Consider the following 15,496-nt stretch of genomic DNA (forward strand, 5'->3'; position numbering starts at 1 on the left):
CCGTAGCGTGAATACCCGCCACAGCAGGGTCATTCACCACGAACCGCGAAGAGCCCATTTGGTCGAGTCTTGCCAATCGCCACAATCGCATCCGCGAATGCACCTCGGAATGCACCTCGGAATGCACCTCTCGAAGCGACGGTAGAATCGAGTCACCATGCACCAGCACCGTCACTTGAAGGCACTGCGAGGCGCACTCACCGCCGCCTTCGCAGTCGTCGTCGCGCTGCTGTTCCACGTGCTCGCAGGAGGAGCCGTGCCGGGTGCTGCGGGCATCCTGATTCCACTCGCCCTGGCCCTGCCTGTGTCAGTTGCCGTGTCTGCGAAACGGCTGTCGCTCATCCGTCTCAGCATCTCGGTGCTGGTGAGCCAGGCGCTGTTCCACACCCTCTTCGTGTTCGGCACGGTGCCGTTCGCAAGCCACGAGGGCCACGCGAACCACGGTGCTCCCACGATGGCGGGCGCAGTGCTGCCGGCTGACGCCGCACACGTGCACGAGCACCTCATCGGCGGCCCAGTGATGCTCGCATCGCACCTCGTCGCAGCAGCCCTGACCATCGCGGCGCTGCACAGGGGAGAGGCGGCGGTCAAGACAGTGCTCGCCGCAGCAGCCCGTGTGCTGGGCACCCGCAGAGCGCGCCTGATCGCGCGACTGCCGCATCCGCCGGTCGAGGCCCCGAAGACTCCTGTGCCCGATGCACAGGCCACCATCACGCCGCAGCTGTGCGTGATTCCTGCGCATGCCCGGCGCGGGCCACCGCTTGCACTCAGCATCTGAACCATCACTGAACGACACGTTCGCGACCCGCTGCGCTCTGCAGCGGCGTCGCCGTCGCATCTGCGCGACAGAGACTGAGAAGGCGAAAACACATGAACAAGAAGACATTTGCGCGCACCGGCGCGCTGCTGGGTGCTGCGGCACTGGCGCTCACAGGGTGCGCATCCGCTGCATCGGGCGACGGTCTGACCGTCACCGACCCGTGGGTGCGGGCCGAAGCAGGCGAGATGACCGCCATGTTCGGCGAGATCGTCAACGACACCGGCGAGGACATGCACATCGCGAGCATCGAGACCGACGTCGCGGCGACCGTCGAGATGCACGAGATGATCATGGGCGATGACGGCAGCATGATCATGCAGGAGTACGAGGGCGGCTTCACGCTGCCCGACGATGAGACGTTCACCCTCGACCCGGGCGGCAACCACTTCATGCTCATCGGGCTGCAGCACGAGCTCAAAGCCGGTGAGGTCGTGACGATCACCGTCAACTTCGACGAGGGCGACCCGCTCGTGATCGAAGCGACCGTCAAGGACTTCGAGGGCGGCAACGAGCCGTACCACGAAGACGAAGGGCACGGCGATCACTGATGGCTGACGCCCGACGGGGCGCCAGCAGGCGGCAGTTCCTCTTCGGAGGGGCTGTCGCCGCAGCTGGCGTCGCAGCAGGATTCACAGCAGACAGGGCGATCGTCGAATACACCGAGGCGAATGCTCCTGCACACGGTCTGTCGACGGTGCCGTTCCACGGAGTGCACCAGGCGGGCATCGCAACCGATGCCCAAGCAAACGCCACGCTCATCGCATTCGACCTGCACGACGACACCGACCGCGAGGCGCTGGGGCGCATGATGCGCATCCTGAGCGATGACGCGGCCAGGCTCACACAGGGGCAGCCGGCTCTGGCCGACACCGAGCCCGAGCTTGCCCTCGAGCCCGCACGGCTGACGGTCACGTTCGGCTTCGGGCCGAGGCTCGTCGAGCGAGCGGGCGGCACGACACCTGGCTGGCTGCGGCCGCTGCCGGCATTCGCGATCGACAAGCTCGAAGCGCGCTACAGCGACGGCGACCTGCTCATCCAGGTGGCCAGCGACGACGCCACTTCAATGGCACACGCAGTGCGGATGTTCGTCAAAGACGCAAGGGGGTTCGGCACCCTGCGCTGGCAGCAGCGAGGCTTCAGGCATGCCCATGGCACACGCAAGCCGGGCGTGACGATGCGCAACCTGTTCGGCCAGGTCGACGGCACGACCAATGCGACGCCCGAGACTGACGACTTCAACGAGCTCGTCTGGATCAGGGACGGATGGCTTGCGGGAGGCACCTCGTTCGTGCTGCGCCGCATCGCGATGGACCTCGAGACGTGGGATCTGGTCGGGCGCAAGGAGCGCGAGGACTCCGTCGGCCGCACGCTCGACACAGGAGCACCGCAGACCGGTGGCGGGGAGTTCGACGAACCCGACTTCGACGAACTCCAGCCGAGCGGGCATCCGGTCATTGCACGGCACGCGCACATGCGCCGTGCCCGCAGCGACGACCCTCGCGAGCGATTCTTCAGACGTGCCTACAACTACGACGAAGCGCCTGTGGGCGAGGCGTCGTCGAACTCGGGGCTGCTGTTCATCGCACTGCAGGCTGACGTCGACCGGCAGTTTCTACCGATTCAGGAGCGGCTGGCCGAGCTCGACATCCTCAACATCTGGACGACGCCGACGGGCTCAGCGGTCTTCGCGATCCCGCCTGGGTGCGCCGAGGGCGGCTTCATCGGGGAGACCCTGCTCGGCTAAGAGCGACTCGAGCGTCGACCGATCGACGTTGCGACCGGTGACGACGACTGCCGCGGTGCTGCCGGGCTCAGGTGTGATGAGCCCGTGCAGCATCGCACCGAGCCCAACGGCCGCAGCGCCTTCTGTGACGATGCCCTGGTGCAGGAGCGCGTGGCGCATGCCGTCGCGCACCTGCTCGTCTGACACCTGCACGATCTCGTCGACGTGCTGCTGCACAGCTCTCAGCGTGTGCTGATTCTGCAGGCCGATGCCGCCGCGCAGGGAGTCTGCGATCGTGGCGGTCTCTCTGCTGGCAACAGGCCTGCCAGCCCTGACGCTGTCGACCATGGCGGGTGCGCGATCCGAGCTCACGCCGATGACGCGAATCTGCGGGTCGACCGCTTTGGCTGCCAGTGCGATGCCAGCCAGGAGGCCGCCGCCGCTGAGGGGAACCATGACAGTGCTCACTGCTGGATTCTGCTCGAGCAGCTCGAGGCCGATGGTGCCCTGGCCGGCGATGATCCGCAGATCGTCGAACGGCTCGACGATCAGCAGCCCCTTGCTGCGGGCGAGGGAGGTCGCGACGTCTGCGGCATCGTCTTGCGTGTCTCCCTGCACCACCAGGTCGACGCCGGCCTCACGGAGCAGGTCGATCTTCGTCTGCGACACGCTCTCGGCGACGCACACCGTCACCGGGATGCCGAGCCGCTGGCCCATGGCCGCGACCGCACGACCGTGGTTGCCGGTCGAGTACGTCACGACTCCGGGCATCGTGGGGTCTTCTTCGCGCATCGAGAGCAGCGTGTTTGCGGCGCCTCGCACCTTGAAGCTGCCCGTGGGCTGCAGGCTCTCGAGCTTGAGCACGACCTCGGCGCCCGTCTGCTCGCTGAGCCGATCGGCGCGCACGAGGGGAGTGTGTGCGACGAAGCCCTCGACCCGCTGCTGTGCCTGCCTGAGATCTGCGAGTGTGGGGAGGCTCATGCCAGCGACGCTATCGACCGCGACGAATCAGCGTCAATGGCTGTGAGTACCTGAGCATTCATGCAGACTTGACAGATACTGTGGCGCGCGTGAAAGAACCCGACACCGCCGCCAGAGTGCCCGCGGGCCGCGACCTCTCGATCGACTTCGTGCGGGCCATCTGCCTGCCCATCGTCGTCGTGCTGCACGCACTGCAGATGGGCATCGGCGGAGACCCGCTCGAGACCTTCAACGCACTCGACGGCTACCCGCCGCTCGCCACCGTGACCTGGGGCGGCATGATCATGCCGATGTTCTTCATCGCAGGCGGCTTCGCCGGGCTGATCACGTGGCGACGCATCCGCGAACGACAGGGGAGCGCATCCGACTACATCCGCACCCGAACGCTGCGACTGCTGCGACCGACGCTGCTTGCTGTTGCCGCAACCGGAGCACTGCTGGCGGTGTTCGCGGTGTTCGGAGCAGACGACGGATTCCTCGGCGGATTCGCGCATCGACTGGCAGAGCCGCTCTGGTTCATCGTGGTGTACTTGGCGCTGACAGCGGCCGTGCCCGCCATGGCGTGGCTCTACGAGCGGCACCGCTGGTCGACATTCGCAGGGCTCGCTGCCGGAGCAGTCGTGGTCGACGTCGTGGTGCGGCTCACCGGCTGGCCGATCGGCTACCTCAACTGGGCCTTCATCTGGCTGTTCGTGCAGTCGCTCGGGTTTCTGGTGCTCGACGGCTGGCTCGCGAAGCGGCCGTTGTGGTGGCACGTGCTCGTGATCGCCTGCAGCTATGCGGGCATCGGCGCACTCGTAGTCTTCGCCGGATACTCGGGCGACATGCTCGGCAACCTTAACCCGCCGACTCTGGTGATCCTGCTGCTCGGGTTTGCGCAGGCGTCGATCCTCACGCTGCTGCAGCCGGCCTTCAGGCGGCTCATGCAGATTCAGGGCGTGCTCGTCGGGATCGGGGCGCTCGGCATCTACGGCTTCGTCATCTACCTCTGGCACACCTTTGCGATGGGTCTCGTGGCCGGCGTGCAGCAGGCTGTAGGACTGCCGTTCCCTGAGCCTCTGAGCAGTGGCTGGTGGATCACTCGTCCGTTCTGGATCCTGGCGGTCGCAGCAGTCGTGGTGCTCTGCTGCGTGGTCGTGCCGAAGCTCGAGGGCATCCTGTGGCGAGAGCCAGAGGGCAGCGTCTCGATCTGGCTTGCCTGGATCATGACGGTCGTCGGCTCGATCGGCGTCGGCGTCGTGCTGCTGTTCGGCTATGTTCCGTTCTGGCAGACGGCCGCTGGGCTCGCCCTCATGACCATGGCCTGTGTGGCGCTCGAGCTGAACTTCCGCTCGCGCAAGGTGGAATAGACTGGTGCCATGGGTGACTTCGCCAACGGACTTGTCATTGCGATGCTTGTCGTCGCAGCAATCGTCTTCATCGGGCTCTGGCTGCAGGCCGTCGTCGGCATCATCGGCGCCGATCTCGATCCCTTTGCGAAGATCATCTGGCTGGGCGTCGTCACGCTGCTCGGCCCCGTGGGCCTGATCATCTGGATCACCTTCGGCAAGCGCGACTCGGGCACCGAACGCGAGCTGCGCCGTCTGCGCCGCTGGAGCCGCGACCGTCAGGTCGACTCCACCGTCGACGCCGACATGGCTTGACATCAAGCAAACTGACATGGCTTGAGATCAAGCCACATCACCATTGCCTGACGGGCTGCACGAGCCTACGTTGAGGGATTGCACCCCTGCTGATCGCAGGGGGCTTCATCCGAAAGGAATCCCATGACTTCGGCAACCGTCCGCAGTGAGCGCCGCATAGCGACGTCCGTTCTCGTCATCGGCTCAGGAGGCTCGGGGTTGCGCGCAGCCATCGAGCTCGCAGAGTCGGGGGTCGACGTGGTCGTCGTCGGCAAACGACCCCGCAGCGATGCCCACACCTCGCTCGCAGCGGGCGGCATCAACGCAGCGCTCAGCACGATGGACGACGGCGACACCTGGCAGCAGCACGCCGCCGACACGATCAAGGAGAGCTACGGGCTCGCCGACCCGCGAACGGTGCAGGTGGTCACTGAGGGAGCAGCTCGCGGCATCGACGACCTCGACCGCTACGGCATGCAGTTCGCCCGTGAAGAGGACGGCCGCATCTCGCAGCGCTTCTTCGGCGCCCACACCTTCAGGCGCACCGCATTCGCCGGCGACTACACAGGTCTCGAGATCCAGCGCACTCTGGTGCGCCGCGCAGAGCAGCTCGAGATCCCGATCGTCGACACTGTGTACATCACTCGCATTCTGACGGGTGCAGACGGTGCCGTGTTCGGCGCCTACGGCTTCGACCTGCGCGACGGCACGCGCGTGCTGGTGCACGCCGACTCGGTGATTCTCGCTGCCGGAGGGCACACGCGCATCTGGCGCCGCACATCCTCTCGTCGTGACGAGAACACCGGTGATTCGTTCAGGCTTGCAGTCGAGGCGGGCGCCCGGCTGCGCGACCCCGAGCTCGTGCAGTTTCACCCCAGCGGCATCATCGAGCCCGAGAACGCCGCCGGCACGCTGGTGTCAGAGGCCGCTCGCGGCGAGGGCGGCATCCTGCGCAACGGACTGGGCGAGCGGTTCATGCAGCAGTATGACCCCGAGCGCATGGAGCTCTCGACCCGCGACCGAGTCGCTCTGGCCTGCTTCACCGAGATCAAGGAGGGGCGTGGCACAGCGAACGGCGGCGTCTGGCTCGACGTGTCGCACCTGCCGCGCGAGCAGATCCTGAGCCGCCTGCCGCGGGTCTACCAGACCATGCTCGAGCTGCAGATGCTCGACATCACTCGCGAGCCGATCGAGATCGCGCCGACAGCGCACTACTCGATGGGCGGCGTGTGGGTCCGGCCAGACGACCACTCGACCGACGTGCCGGGGCTCTACGCGATCGGCGAGGCCTCGAGCGGGCTGCACGGGGCGAACCGGCTCGGCGGAAACTCGCTCATCGAGCTGCTCGTGTTCGGTCGCATCGTCGGCCAGGCAGCTGCCGAGTATTCGAGGGAGCTGGATGCGCAAGTGCGGTCGGCAGACGCCGTCGCGACTGCGCGTGCAGAGATCGACCGTCTGCTCGACTCTGACGGCGGAGAGAACGTGCGGGCGCTGCAGCGTGAGATTCGCAACATCATGACGGAGCACGCCGGAGTGGTGCGCGATGAAGCCGGGCTGCTTGCTGGGCTCGCGGCACTCGATGCCGTGGAGGCGCGCATGGCTGATGTCGGCGTGCACCCAGACATCGCGGGCTTTCAGGATCTCGCCCACGCATTCGACCTGAAGTCGGCAGCGCTGGCTGCTCGGGCGACGCTGCAGGCTGCGCTGGAGCGACGCGAGACCCGCGGCTGCCACAACCGAGCCGACTATCCCGAGACAGACCCGGCGATGCAGGTCAATCTCGTGTGGTCAGCTGATGGCACGGTTGCTCGTGAGCAGATTCCTCCGGTGCCCGAAGAGATCGCGGTGCTCATCCGCGAGGTGTCGCAGGACGGCAAGCTGGTGGAGTAGTTTGCCGTTGCCCGCAGAGCACCCGGCAGATCAGTAGCTGTCAGCCTCCTGCTGAGCAGCCTCGCCGCCGGTGCGCTCGCGGAACGACGCCACCGCCGCATCCGACCCCTGCACCATGAGCGTGACATCGGCCGACACGAACGCGAACTGCGCACCTCGCGCGATCACTCGATCGGCGTCCGACTCGGCGAACGCATTGACACCGACAGCCACTCCGGCAGCACGCGCGGCATCGATCACACCGTCAACAGCCGTCACGACATCGGGATGCCCAGGTTTGCCCGGGTGCCCCATCGAGCCAGCGAGATCGGCAGGCCCGATGAACAGCGCATCGACACCGTCGACCGCAGCAATCGCTGCGGCATTCGCAGCTCCCTCAGCAGTCTCGATCTGCACCGTCAGCGAGACGAAGTCGTCAGCCGCGCCGACGTATCCGGGTACGCGTCCCCAGCGAGCAGAGCGCGCGAGAGCCGAGCCGATGCCACGACCGCCCTCGCGCTCGCCAGCCGGGCCAGGGTACCGAACCGCACGCACCGCATCCGTCGCCTGCTCGGGCGTGGAGACCATCGGCACGAGCAGGTTCTGCACGCCGGCGTCGAGAAACTGCTTCACGAGCACGTGGTCGTTCCACGGGATGCGCACGAGCGGCGTCACGGGGTACGCCGACACTGCCTGCAGCAGCGGCACGATGCCGTCGATTCCTACTGGCCCGTGCTCGCCGTCAATCAGCAGGAGGTCAGCGCCAGAGCCAGCCATGATCTCGGCCGCGACCGGTGACCCGGAAGCCGCCCAGAGGCCGACGAGCGGCCCTTCGGCGCTCGCGAGCACATCGCGAAACGTGGGGGAGAGCTTCATGAATACCTCGCTACTCGAAGGTGACTTCTACGGTGCCGAAGTGCTGGTACTCAGCACGCACAGTGTCGCCGGGGTGCGCCCAGACGGGTCGCGTGAATGAGCCTGCCAGCAGAATGCTGCCGGGTTCGAGCGCCTGGCCGTGCTCGCCGAACCGGTTCGCAAGCCATGCCGCGCTTTCAGCAGGGTTGCCGAGCACACCAGCCGAGACACCTGTCTCGATCACTGCGTCGTTGACGGTGCAGACCGCGCCGATCCAGGCGAGGTCATGGTCGCGGGGGCCGGCGACGTGCTCGCCCACGACGACGGCGCCGAGCGCTGCGTTGTCTGCGATGGTGTCGATGATCGTGCGCCCCTGCATCTCGACGTGGGCGTCGAGGATCTCGAGCGCGGGAAAGACGCGTTCGGTGGCATTCAGGATGTCGTCAGCGGTGACGTTCGTGCCTTCGATGCGATCCTTCAGCACGAACGCCAGCTCGACCTCGACGCGCACGTTCGACCACCGCGAGTGCTCGACGGTCTCGCCCGAGTGCACCAGCTGGTCGGCGAAGATGACGCCGAAGTCAGGTTCGTCGATTCCGGTCGCCTGCTGCATGGCATAGCTCGTGAGGCCGATCTTGTAGCCGACGACCTTGCCGCCCGCCTCTTCACGACGCTTGCGCCACACCGACTGCACGGCATACGAGTCTTCGACGCTCATGCCGGGGTACTGCGGGCTGATGAGCGGAAGTGTGCGGCCCTCGGATGCGGCCGACATCAGCTGGTCGGCCACCTCCTCGACCTGCGCACCCGTGAGGACGCGGCCTGTCTTCGGAACGGATGCAGTGCTCATCAGAGCTGGTTGCCGATCTTGAAGCCCTTCGAAGCCTGTCCGCGATAGGTGCCGTCTTCGTCACCGGCCCGCGTGTACGAGAAGCCGTCGGCACCGATCGTGACATCCATCTCGCTGTCGTCGGTGCGCGCCACGACCTCGCGAGGGTTTCCGTCGAGATCGAGCACGAGCGAGCCGTCGGTGTACCAGGAGGGCACAACGGGGTTGCCCCACCAGTCCCGACGCTGGTTGTCGTGCACGTCCCACGTGACAACGGGATTGTCGGGGTCACCGGTGTAGTAGTCCTGCGTGTAGATCTCGATGCGGTGACCGTCCGGGTCGCGAAGGTAGAGGTAGAACGCGTTCGAGACGCCGTGGCGGCCGGGGCCGCGCTCGATGTGGTCCGAGAGCCGCAGCGCACCCAGCTTGTCGCAGATCGCCAGGATGTTGTGCTTCTCGTGGGTCGAGAATGCAACATGGTGCATGCGGGGTCCGTCGCCGCCGGTCATGGCCGTGTCATGCACAGTCGGCTTGCGGCGCATCCAGGCCGCGTAGACCGTTCCCTGTTCGTCTTGGATGTCTTCTGTCACACGGAAGCCCAGATCCTGCATGAACTTGACCGCACGCGGCACGTCCGGCGTGATCTGGTTGAAGTGGTCGAGACGCACGAGCGAACCGGGCGTGTACAGGTCGTAGCGCCAGGCCAGTCGCTCGACGTGCTCGACGTCGTAGAAGAACTCGTACGGGAAGCCGAGAGGGTCTTCGACGCGCACCGAATCTCCGATGCCCTTTGTGAAGCCCTCCTCGCGACGCTCGACCCGGCAGCCGAGCTCCTCGTAGAAGGCAACGGCCTTGTCGAGCTCTTCGGGGCTGCGCACGCGGTAGCTGAAGGCAGCCACTGCCGCGACGTCGCCCTGACGAAGCACCAGGTTGTGGTGGATGAACTCCTCGAGCGATCGCAGGTAGACGGTGTTCTCGTCTTCTTCTGTCACGGTGAGCCCGAGCACGTCGACGTAGAAGTCGCGCGAGCGCTTGATGTCGGTCACCACGAGCTCCATGTACGCACACCGCAGGATGTCGGGTGCCGGTGCGGAGGGAGTGGGGATGGGGTTGTCAGAGCGGATGGGCGCCTCCTGGCTCACATAGAAGCCTGAGGAGGTCATCGTTCGGTCTTTCATCTCGGTCATGTCAGCGTCCTTGCCTAGTTGTGACTGTCGTTGTCAGTTCTTGCCGAACTTGGGATTGTGCACTTCACCGAGGTTGATGTGAACAGCTTGCTGGTCGGTGTAGAAGTCGATCGATCGGTAGCCGCCCTCGTGGCCGAGGCCCGAGGCCTTGACGCCGCCGAAGGGGGTGCGCAGGTCGCGCACGTTGTTCGAGTTGAGCCAGACCATTCCGGCCTCGACGTTCTGCGCGAAGTTGTGCGAGCGCTTGAGGTCGTTGGTCCAGATGTATGCCGCGAGACCGTACTTCGTGTTGTTCGCGAGCTCGAGTGCCTCTTCGTCGGTGTCGAACGGTGTGATCGAGACGACAGGACCGAAGATCTCCTCCTGGAAGATGCGCGCATCCGGCTTGACGTCTGCAAACACCGTGGGGGCCACGAAGTTGCCCTCTTCGAAGCCTTCGGGGCGGCCTCCGCCAGCAGTCAGGCGAGCCTCGGACTTGCCGATCTCGACGTACGACATGACCTTCTCGAAGTGCTCGGGGTGCACGAGTGCGCCGACTTCAGTCGAGGGGTCGTCGGGCATGCCGACCTTGACCCGCTTGGCCTGGGCCGAGTAGCGCTCGACGAACTCGTCGTAGATGCCGCGCTGCACGAGGATGCGGCTGCCAGCGGTGCAGCGCTCGCCGTTCAGCGAGAACACACCGAAGATCGTCGCGTCGATCGCGTCTTCGAGGTTGGCGTCGTCGAACACGACAGCGGGCGACTTGCCGCCGAGCTCCATCGAGAGCCCCTTCAGGAACGGCGCAGCGTTGCCGAAGATGATCTGGCCGGTGCGCGACTCTCCCGTGAACGAGATGAGCGGCACATCGGGGTGCTTGACGAGCGAGTCGCCTGCGAAGCCCTCTTCGCCATAGCCGTTGACGAGGTTGAACACGCCGTTCGGCACCCCGGCCTCTTCGAAGATGCCTCCCCACAGCGATGCCGAGAGCGGCGTGAACTCGGCCGGCTTCAGCACGACCGTGTTGCCGGTCGCCAGTGCCGGGCCGAGCTTCCAGGATTCGAGCATGAACGGCGTGTTCCACGGCGTGATGAGACCGGCGACGCCGATCGGCTTGCGGTTGACGTAGTTCACCTGGCGGCCGGGCACCTTGTAGGTGTCATCGGCCTGCGCGACGATCAGGTCAGCGAAGAATCTGAAGTTCTCGGCTGCGCGGCGAGCCTGGCCGAGCGCCTGGGTGATCGGCAGACCCGAGTCGAACGATTCCATCTGCGCCAGCTGGTCGCCACGGCTCTCGACGATGTCTGCGATCTTGTGCAGGATGCGCGAGCGCTCGCGAGGGAGCATCTTCGGCCAGGGGCCATTCTCGAAAGCGTTCTTTGCGGCAGCGACTGCGGCGTCGATGTCGGCGGGCTTGCCGCTGGCGGCCTTCGTGTACGGCTCGTTGGTGACCGGGTCGAGAACATCGAAGGTGTCGCCGTCGATCGAGCCGACGCGCTCGCCGTTGATGTAGTGGGGGATGAGCTCTGGAATGCCTTCGGGCCTGCGAGTCATGGTTGCTCCTTGCGGTTGGCGGATTCGTTGTGTGTCTTCTGCAGGTATGCCTGCGGTGTTGCCAGCCTGTGTTCGCGCACTGCCATCTCGACCTCGCGAGCGTCAGCATCTGACTCGATCAGCTGGACGATGCGATCGTGCTCGTCGGTCGAAGCGAGAGCGCGCTCGGGCACGAAGCCGAAGGTCGAGCTGCGCAGATGGGCGAGGCGGGTCCAGCCGCGATCGACCATGTCGAGCAGGTGCGCATTGGGGCATGAGTCAGAGAGGATGCGGTGGAAGCGCTCGTTGAGACGCGAGAATTCCTGCGCATCGAGGTGGTCAGACGTCGCCATCTCTCGCATCTGCGCATTGATGCCGCGTGCTTCGCTGATTGCCTCGGGGGTCACCAGCGCTGCGCCAAGTGAGATCGCTGCTCCCTCTATATAGGAGAGCGCCTCGACCGTGACGAAGAACTCACGCGGGTCGATGCGCGCTACGCGGGCTCCGACGTTGCGCTCGAACGTGACGAGTCCCTCAGCCTCGAGTCGTCTGATGGCCTCGCGCACCGGCACGACGGAGACGCCCAGCTCTTTGCTGATCCCCTCGAGCACCAGCCGCTGGCCAGGGTCGAATCGGCCATTCTGGATGCTCTCGCGCACGGCTTCGTACGCAAGCTGAGACTTTGACGTCGCGGCAAGTGTCACTGCTGGGCCTCGAACTTCTGGCGCCATTCGGCGTTCATCGGAAACAGGCCGTCGACTGGGTGACCCTCGTCGACCATCCGTGCAATGAACTCCTCTGCCGCTTCCTGCGTCTCGGCCTCTGCGACTACCTCTTCTGCCATCGCCGGAGGAATCACCAGGACACCGTCGGGGCCGCCGTAGATGATGTCGCCGGGCTGCACTGCAGCGCCGCCGCAAGAGATGGTCTCGTCGACAGCCCAGGGAACATGCAGTCGTCCGAGCACTGCCGGGTGGCCGCCGCCGTGGAATGTCGGAACACCGATCTCCGTGACCTCCTCGAGGTCGCGCACGCCGCCGTCGGTGACGATGCCGGCCGCCCCGAGACTGCGGGCGCGGAGGGCGAGGATGTCGCCGAGGGTTCCTGAGCGGGCGTCTCGGCGAGCGTCCATGACGAGGACGTCGCCTTCGTTCAGGGAGTCGAACAGGCGCTTCTGTGCGTTGTACCCGCCGCCGTGCTGCTTGAAGAGGTCTTCGCGATTCGCGATGTATCGCAGCGTGCGAGCAGTGCCGATCATCTTCTGGCCGGGCACGGTCGGCACGAGGCCTTCGATCGTCACGTTGTTGAGGCCACGCTTGCGCAGCACGCTCGACAGCGTTGCCTGCGCCACGCCCTCGAGTCGCTGCTTGAGCTCGGGCGTGAGGCTCGGCGTCTTGGGCACGAAATCAGTCAGCGGACGACCAGATGCATCAGCCCACTGTTCAGGCGTCGCCTTTGGCTGTGCGCTGTACTCGGCGACGTGGTGTGTGCCCTGCACGGCTGTTGTCATGAGCTTGCCGCTGGTGAAGCCGTTCGCCGTGACCTCGACCGTGACGGTCTCGCCTGGCGCGAATGTCGATGCGCCGGCAGGCGTGCCTGTGAGGATGACATCGCCCGCCTCGAGCGTGATCAGCTGTGAGAGGTCAGAGACGATCTGGGGAAGCGAGAACAGCAGAGTGTCGCTGCTGTCGGCCTGCACGAGCTCTTCGCCGTGCCACACGCGGATCTCGACAGCCTCGGGGTCGATCTCGGCTGCGGGAATGAGCTCGGGACCGATCGGGGTGAAGCCGTCGCCGCCCTTCGAGCGCACGTTTGCACCCTTGTCGGCCCAGCGGAAGTCGAAGACGCCGAGGTCGTTCGAAGCTGTCACCGAGGCGACCTTCGACCATGCCTGTTCTACGCTCACTGCACGGCAGGTCTCGCCCATGACGAGGGCGATCTCGCCTTCGAAGCCGAGGATCTCGGCCCCAGCGGGCAGCTCGACTTCACCGGCCGGCGACAGGGATGTGCTCGGCTTCAGGAAGTAGCCAGGAGCCTCGGGCATGCGGCCCTTCTGCTCGGCTCTTGAGCGGTAGCCGATGTGCATGGCGAACACCTTGCCGGGCTTGGCGCCCAGCAGCTGCCATGCCTCGGCGGCTGAATGATCTGACAGTGAAGACTGCTTCGTCGCGTTGTCCATATGGCATATCGTATACGATCAGCGTGTCGTCGACAAGAGGTTGACGGCGTGGGGGGTCAGGTCGTATACGATCTGGGTGTCACGCATCGACAGTGACCGATTGATCAGGGACAAGGGAGTCTGTTTTGACCAGCACAGCAAGCAAAGCGGCAGCGGAGCGACGCAGGATCGTCGCCGCCACCGTGGTCGGCACCACTGTCGAGTGGTACGACTTCTTCATCTACGCCTTCGCTGCGAATCTCGTGTTCCAGCAGCTCTTCTTCGCACCGGCCGGCCCCGAGGTCGGGCAGTTGGCCGCACTGGCCTCGATCGGACTCTCGTTCCTGTTCCGACCGCTCGGTGCTTTCCTCGCGGGCCACTTCGGTGACCGCCTCGGACGTCGCCCCATGCTCGTCATCACGCTGCTGCTCATGGGCACGGCGACGGTGGCAGTCGGCCTGCTGCCGACCTTCGAGACCATCGGCATCGCGGCTCCCGTGCTGCTCATTCTCTGCCGCATCCTGCAGGGCATCTCCGCCGGCGGCGAGTGGGGCGGCGCGATCCTCATGGCTGTCGAGCACGCACCCGAGGGTCGACGAGGCCTCTTCGGGCAGTTCCCGCAGCTCGGTGTTCCGTTCGGCATGCTCATCGCCTCGGGAGTGCTCGCGATCATGCAGGCCGTCACGACGGACGAGCAGTGGCTGTCGTGGGGATGGCGCGTGCCGTTCCTCGGTTCGATCGTGCTCATCCTGGTCGGCTTCTGGGTGCGTCGCACTGTCGAAGAGTCGCCTGTCTTCGAAGAGATGCAGTCGCTCAAGGTTCGCGAATCTGCGCCTATCGCGGTGCTGTTCAAGACAGCCCTCCCGATCGTGATCTTCGCTGCGCTCATCTTCGCGGGCAACAACGGCGTCGGCTACATGATCACCGGCGGATTCGTGCAGGGCTACGCATCGAGGCCGACGGACGCACCGGTTCCCGGGCTCGGGTTCGACGGACCTGCCGTGCAGATAGCGGTGCTCTGCGCCGCCGCGATGTGGGCGATATTCACCGCCGTCGGAGGCTGGCTCTCTGACATCATCGGTCGCAAGAACACGTACCTCATCGGCTACGGAGTGCTTGCCGCCGCGACGATTCCGCTGTTCGAGCTCGTCAAGCAGGGCCCGCTCATGATCGGTGTCGCAGGGTGCCTGCTGGCAATCGGCCTCGGCCTCACCTACGGACCCCAGGCGGCTTGGTACGCCGAAGCGTTCCCCGCTTCTGTGCGCTTCTCGGGCGTCTCGATCTCTTATGCGATCGGTGCCGTCATCGGCGGTGCGTTCTCGCCGCTGATCGCACAGTGGATCATGAACACGTTCGACGGCAACACCTGGGCGGTCATTCCGTACCTGCTGCTGCTCATCGTGGTCGCCGTGTTCGGCACGCTCATGATGAAGGATCGAAAGGACATCCCGCTCACGAGCCAGATCGAGATCGACGGCACGTGGCAGAAGATCATGGACGAGCCCGCCAAGAAGTAGGTCAGCTCACGCAGGTGCCCCGGCTATCGCAATGAAGTCGGGGCATTTTGCGAAGTCCGAATTCTGGCAGACGCGCAGGTGCTCGAGGGCTGCGATCGAGAGTTCGAGGTCGCTGCGACGCTGCTCGAGCAGCACGAGCTGATCCGAGAGGATCGCATGGCGGTCGTGTCCCGAGTCGGTGCTGAACACCGAGCGGATGCCCGCCAGGGTCATTCCCGCCTCCTTCGCCGCGAGAATGGTGCGAATGCGTGCACGTGCGCTGCTGTCGTACCGCCGCTTTCCGCCGACGCGCGTGACCGGCTCGAGCAGCCCCTCCGTCTCCCAATGCCGCAGCACGTGCGCCTCGAGACCGAATTCGGCTGCCAACACGCCGATGGAGAGCTGCTCACTTGACCTCATGTGAACATTAGGTCACAGAATGGCGAG

At 65.5% G+C, this 15,496-nt stretch carries 15 protein-coding genes; 7 read left to right on the forward strand and 8 right to left on the reverse strand.

The window, feature by feature from the left end:
• Positions 1 to 157 precede the first annotated feature (157 nt).
• From CZ674_RS13610 to CZ674_RS13620, 3 genes are all read left to right on the forward strand, one after another.
• Positions 158 to 778 carry a hypothetical protein gene (locus CZ674_RS13610; RefSeq protein ID WP_086993069.1) on the forward strand — a complete coding sequence of 207 codons (621 nt, stop codon included), beginning with the start codon at positions 158 to 160 and terminating at the stop codon, positions 776 to 778.
• A gap of 92 nt (positions 779 to 870) precedes the next feature.
• On the forward strand, positions 871 to 1,368 hold the full coding sequence (locus CZ674_RS13615) for a copper chaperone PCu(A)C (protein ID WP_086993070.1): 498 nt from the start codon (positions 871 to 873) through the stop codon (positions 1,366 to 1,368).
• Positions 1,368 to 2,564, forward strand: a complete 1,197-nt coding sequence (locus CZ674_RS13620) for a Dyp-type peroxidase (protein ID WP_086993071.1) — start codon at positions 1,368 to 1,370, stop codon at positions 2,562 to 2,564. The genes CZ674_RS13615 and CZ674_RS13620 overlap by 1 nt, the downstream gene beginning before the upstream one ends.
• Here the strand turns inward: CZ674_RS13620 and CZ674_RS13625 are convergent.
• The gene (locus CZ674_RS13625) at positions 2,496 to 3,524 is read right to left on the reverse strand and encodes a threonine ammonia-lyase (RefSeq protein WP_086993072.1); all 1,029 of its coding nucleotides are present in this window, start codon (positions 3,522 to 3,524) and stop codon (positions 2,496 to 2,498) included. The genes CZ674_RS13620 and CZ674_RS13625 overlap by 69 nt on opposite strands.
• 89 nt (positions 3,525 to 3,613) lie before the next feature.
• Between CZ674_RS13625 and CZ674_RS13630 the strand changes: the two genes are divergently transcribed.
• The 3 genes from CZ674_RS13630 to CZ674_RS13640 all read left to right on the forward strand — a co-directional run bounded on the left by CZ674_RS13630 (position 3,614) and on the right by CZ674_RS13640 (position 7,036).
• Positions 3,614 to 4,873, forward strand: coding sequence for an acyltransferase family protein (locus CZ674_RS13630; RefSeq protein ID WP_159457005.1), 1,260 nt, complete (start codon positions 3,614 to 3,616; stop codon positions 4,871 to 4,873).
• Positions 4,874 to 4,882: 9 nt separating this feature from the next.
• On the forward strand, positions 4,883 to 5,167 hold the full coding sequence (locus tag CZ674_RS13635; protein WP_086993074.1) for a PLDc N-terminal domain-containing protein: 285 nt from the start codon (positions 4,883 to 4,885) through the stop codon (positions 5,165 to 5,167).
• 123 nt (positions 5,168 to 5,290) lie between these two features.
• Positions 5,291 to 7,036, forward strand: a complete 1,746-nt coding sequence (locus CZ674_RS13640; RefSeq protein ID WP_086993075.1) for an L-aspartate oxidase — start codon at positions 5,291 to 5,293, stop codon at positions 7,034 to 7,036.
• Between the two features lie 30 nt (positions 7,037 to 7,066).
• Here the strand turns inward: CZ674_RS13640 and CZ674_RS13645 are convergent, their stop codons facing one another.
• From CZ674_RS13645 to CZ674_RS13670, 6 genes are read right to left on the reverse strand one after another with little or no spacing between them, the layout of a single operon-like run.
• Positions 7,067 to 7,891, reverse strand: a complete 825-nt coding sequence (locus tag CZ674_RS13645) for an HpcH/HpaI aldolase family protein (protein WP_086993076.1) — start codon at positions 7,889 to 7,891, stop codon at positions 7,067 to 7,069.
• Positions 7,892 to 7,901: 10 nt separating this feature from the next.
• Entirely contained in the window at positions 7,902 to 8,720 is an 819-nt protein-coding gene (locus tag CZ674_RS13650) for a 2-keto-4-pentenoate hydratase (RefSeq protein WP_086993077.1), read from the reverse strand.
• Positions 8,720 to 9,886, reverse strand: a complete 1,167-nt coding sequence (hpaD, locus tag CZ674_RS13655; RefSeq protein ID WP_086993078.1) for a 3,4-dihydroxyphenylacetate 2,3-dioxygenase — start codon at positions 9,884 to 9,886, stop codon at positions 8,720 to 8,722. Before hpaD ends, CZ674_RS13650 begins: the two co-directional genes overlap by 1 nt.
• Before the next feature lie 33 nt (positions 9,887 to 9,919).
• Positions 9,920 to 11,416, reverse strand: a complete 1,497-nt coding sequence (gene hpaE / locus CZ674_RS13660; protein WP_086993079.1) for a 5-carboxymethyl-2-hydroxymuconate semialdehyde dehydrogenase — start codon at positions 11,414 to 11,416, stop codon at positions 9,920 to 9,922.
• A complete protein-coding gene (locus CZ674_RS13665; RefSeq protein ID WP_327078630.1) occupies positions 11,413 to 12,099 on the reverse strand; it encodes a GntR family transcriptional regulator in 687 nt (228 codons plus the stop codon). The genes hpaE and CZ674_RS13665 overlap by 4 nt, the downstream gene beginning before the upstream one ends.
• Positions 12,096 to 13,574, reverse strand: a complete 1,479-nt coding sequence (locus CZ674_RS13670; RefSeq protein ID WP_086993081.1) for a fumarylacetoacetate hydrolase family protein — start codon at positions 13,572 to 13,574, stop codon at positions 12,096 to 12,098. Before CZ674_RS13670 ends, CZ674_RS13665 begins: the two co-directional genes overlap by 4 nt.
• Positions 13,575 to 13,699: 125 nt before the next feature.
• Here CZ674_RS13670 and CZ674_RS13675 point away from each other — a divergent pair, with 125 nt between their 5' ends.
• Positions 13,700 to 15,070 (forward strand): MFS transporter, encoded by a 1,371-nt coding sequence (locus tag CZ674_RS13675; RefSeq protein ID WP_086993082.1) that lies wholly within the window; start codon positions 13,700 to 13,702, stop codon positions 15,068 to 15,070.
• A 6-nt stretch (positions 15,071 to 15,076) separates the two neighbouring features.
• On the opposite strand, the gene CZ674_RS13680 is transcribed toward CZ674_RS13675, so the two are convergent.
• Positions 15,077 to 15,469, reverse strand: a complete 393-nt coding sequence (locus tag CZ674_RS13680; RefSeq protein ID WP_086993083.1) for a helix-turn-helix domain-containing protein — start codon at positions 15,467 to 15,469, stop codon at positions 15,077 to 15,079.
• Positions 15,470 to 15,496 lie beyond the last annotated feature (27 nt).

Origin of the sequence: Agrococcus casei LMG 22410, from assembly GCF_900163565.1 — a bacterium.
Taxonomy (GTDB): domain Bacteria; phylum Actinomycetota; class Actinomycetes; order Actinomycetales; family Microbacteriaceae; genus Agrococcus; species Agrococcus casei.

Excerpts from the sequence above, each read along its gene's own strand:
- CZ674_RS13670 (WP_086993081.1), bottom strand. The coding sequence starts at position 13,574 with ATGGACAACGCGACGAAGCAGTCTTCACTGTCAGATCATTCAGCCGCC.
- CZ674_RS13625 (WP_086993072.1), bottom strand. The coding sequence starts at position 3,524 with ATGAGCCTCCCCACACTCGCAGATCTCAGGCAGGCACAGCAGCGGGTC.
- CZ674_RS13640 (WP_086993075.1), top strand. The coding sequence starts at position 5,291 with ATGACTTCGGCAACCGTCCGCAGTGAGCGCCGCATAGCGACGTCCGTT.
- CZ674_RS13650 (WP_086993077.1), bottom strand. The coding sequence starts at position 8,720 with ATGAGCACTGCATCCGTTCCGAAGACAGGCCGCGTCCTCACGGGTGCG.
- hpaD (WP_086993078.1), bottom strand. The coding sequence starts at position 9,886 with ATGACCGAGATGAAAGACCGAACGATGACCTCCTCAGGCTTCTATGTG.
- CZ674_RS13610 (WP_086993069.1), top strand. The coding sequence starts at position 158 with ATGCACCAGCACCGTCACTTGAAGGCACTGCGAGGCGCACTCACCGCC.
- CZ674_RS13615 (WP_086993070.1), top strand. The coding sequence starts at position 871 with ATGAACAAGAAGACATTTGCGCGCACCGGCGCGCTGCTGGGTGCTGCG.
- CZ674_RS13645 (WP_086993076.1), bottom strand. The coding sequence starts at position 7,891 with ATGAAGCTCTCCCCCACGTTTCGCGATGTGCTCGCGAGCGCCGAAGGG.
- CZ674_RS13620 (WP_086993071.1), top strand. The coding sequence starts at position 1,368 with ATGGCTGACGCCCGACGGGGCGCCAGCAGGCGGCAGTTCCTCTTCGGA.
- CZ674_RS13635 (WP_086993074.1), top strand. The coding sequence starts at position 4,883 with ATGGGTGACTTCGCCAACGGACTTGTCATTGCGATGCTTGTCGTCGCA.
- CZ674_RS13680 (WP_086993083.1), bottom strand. The coding sequence starts at position 15,469 with ATGAGGTCAAGTGAGCAGCTCTCCATCGGCGTGTTGGCAGCCGAATTC.
- hpaE (WP_086993079.1), bottom strand. The coding sequence starts at position 11,416 with ATGACTCGCAGGCCCGAAGGCATTCCAGAGCTCATCCCCCACTACATC.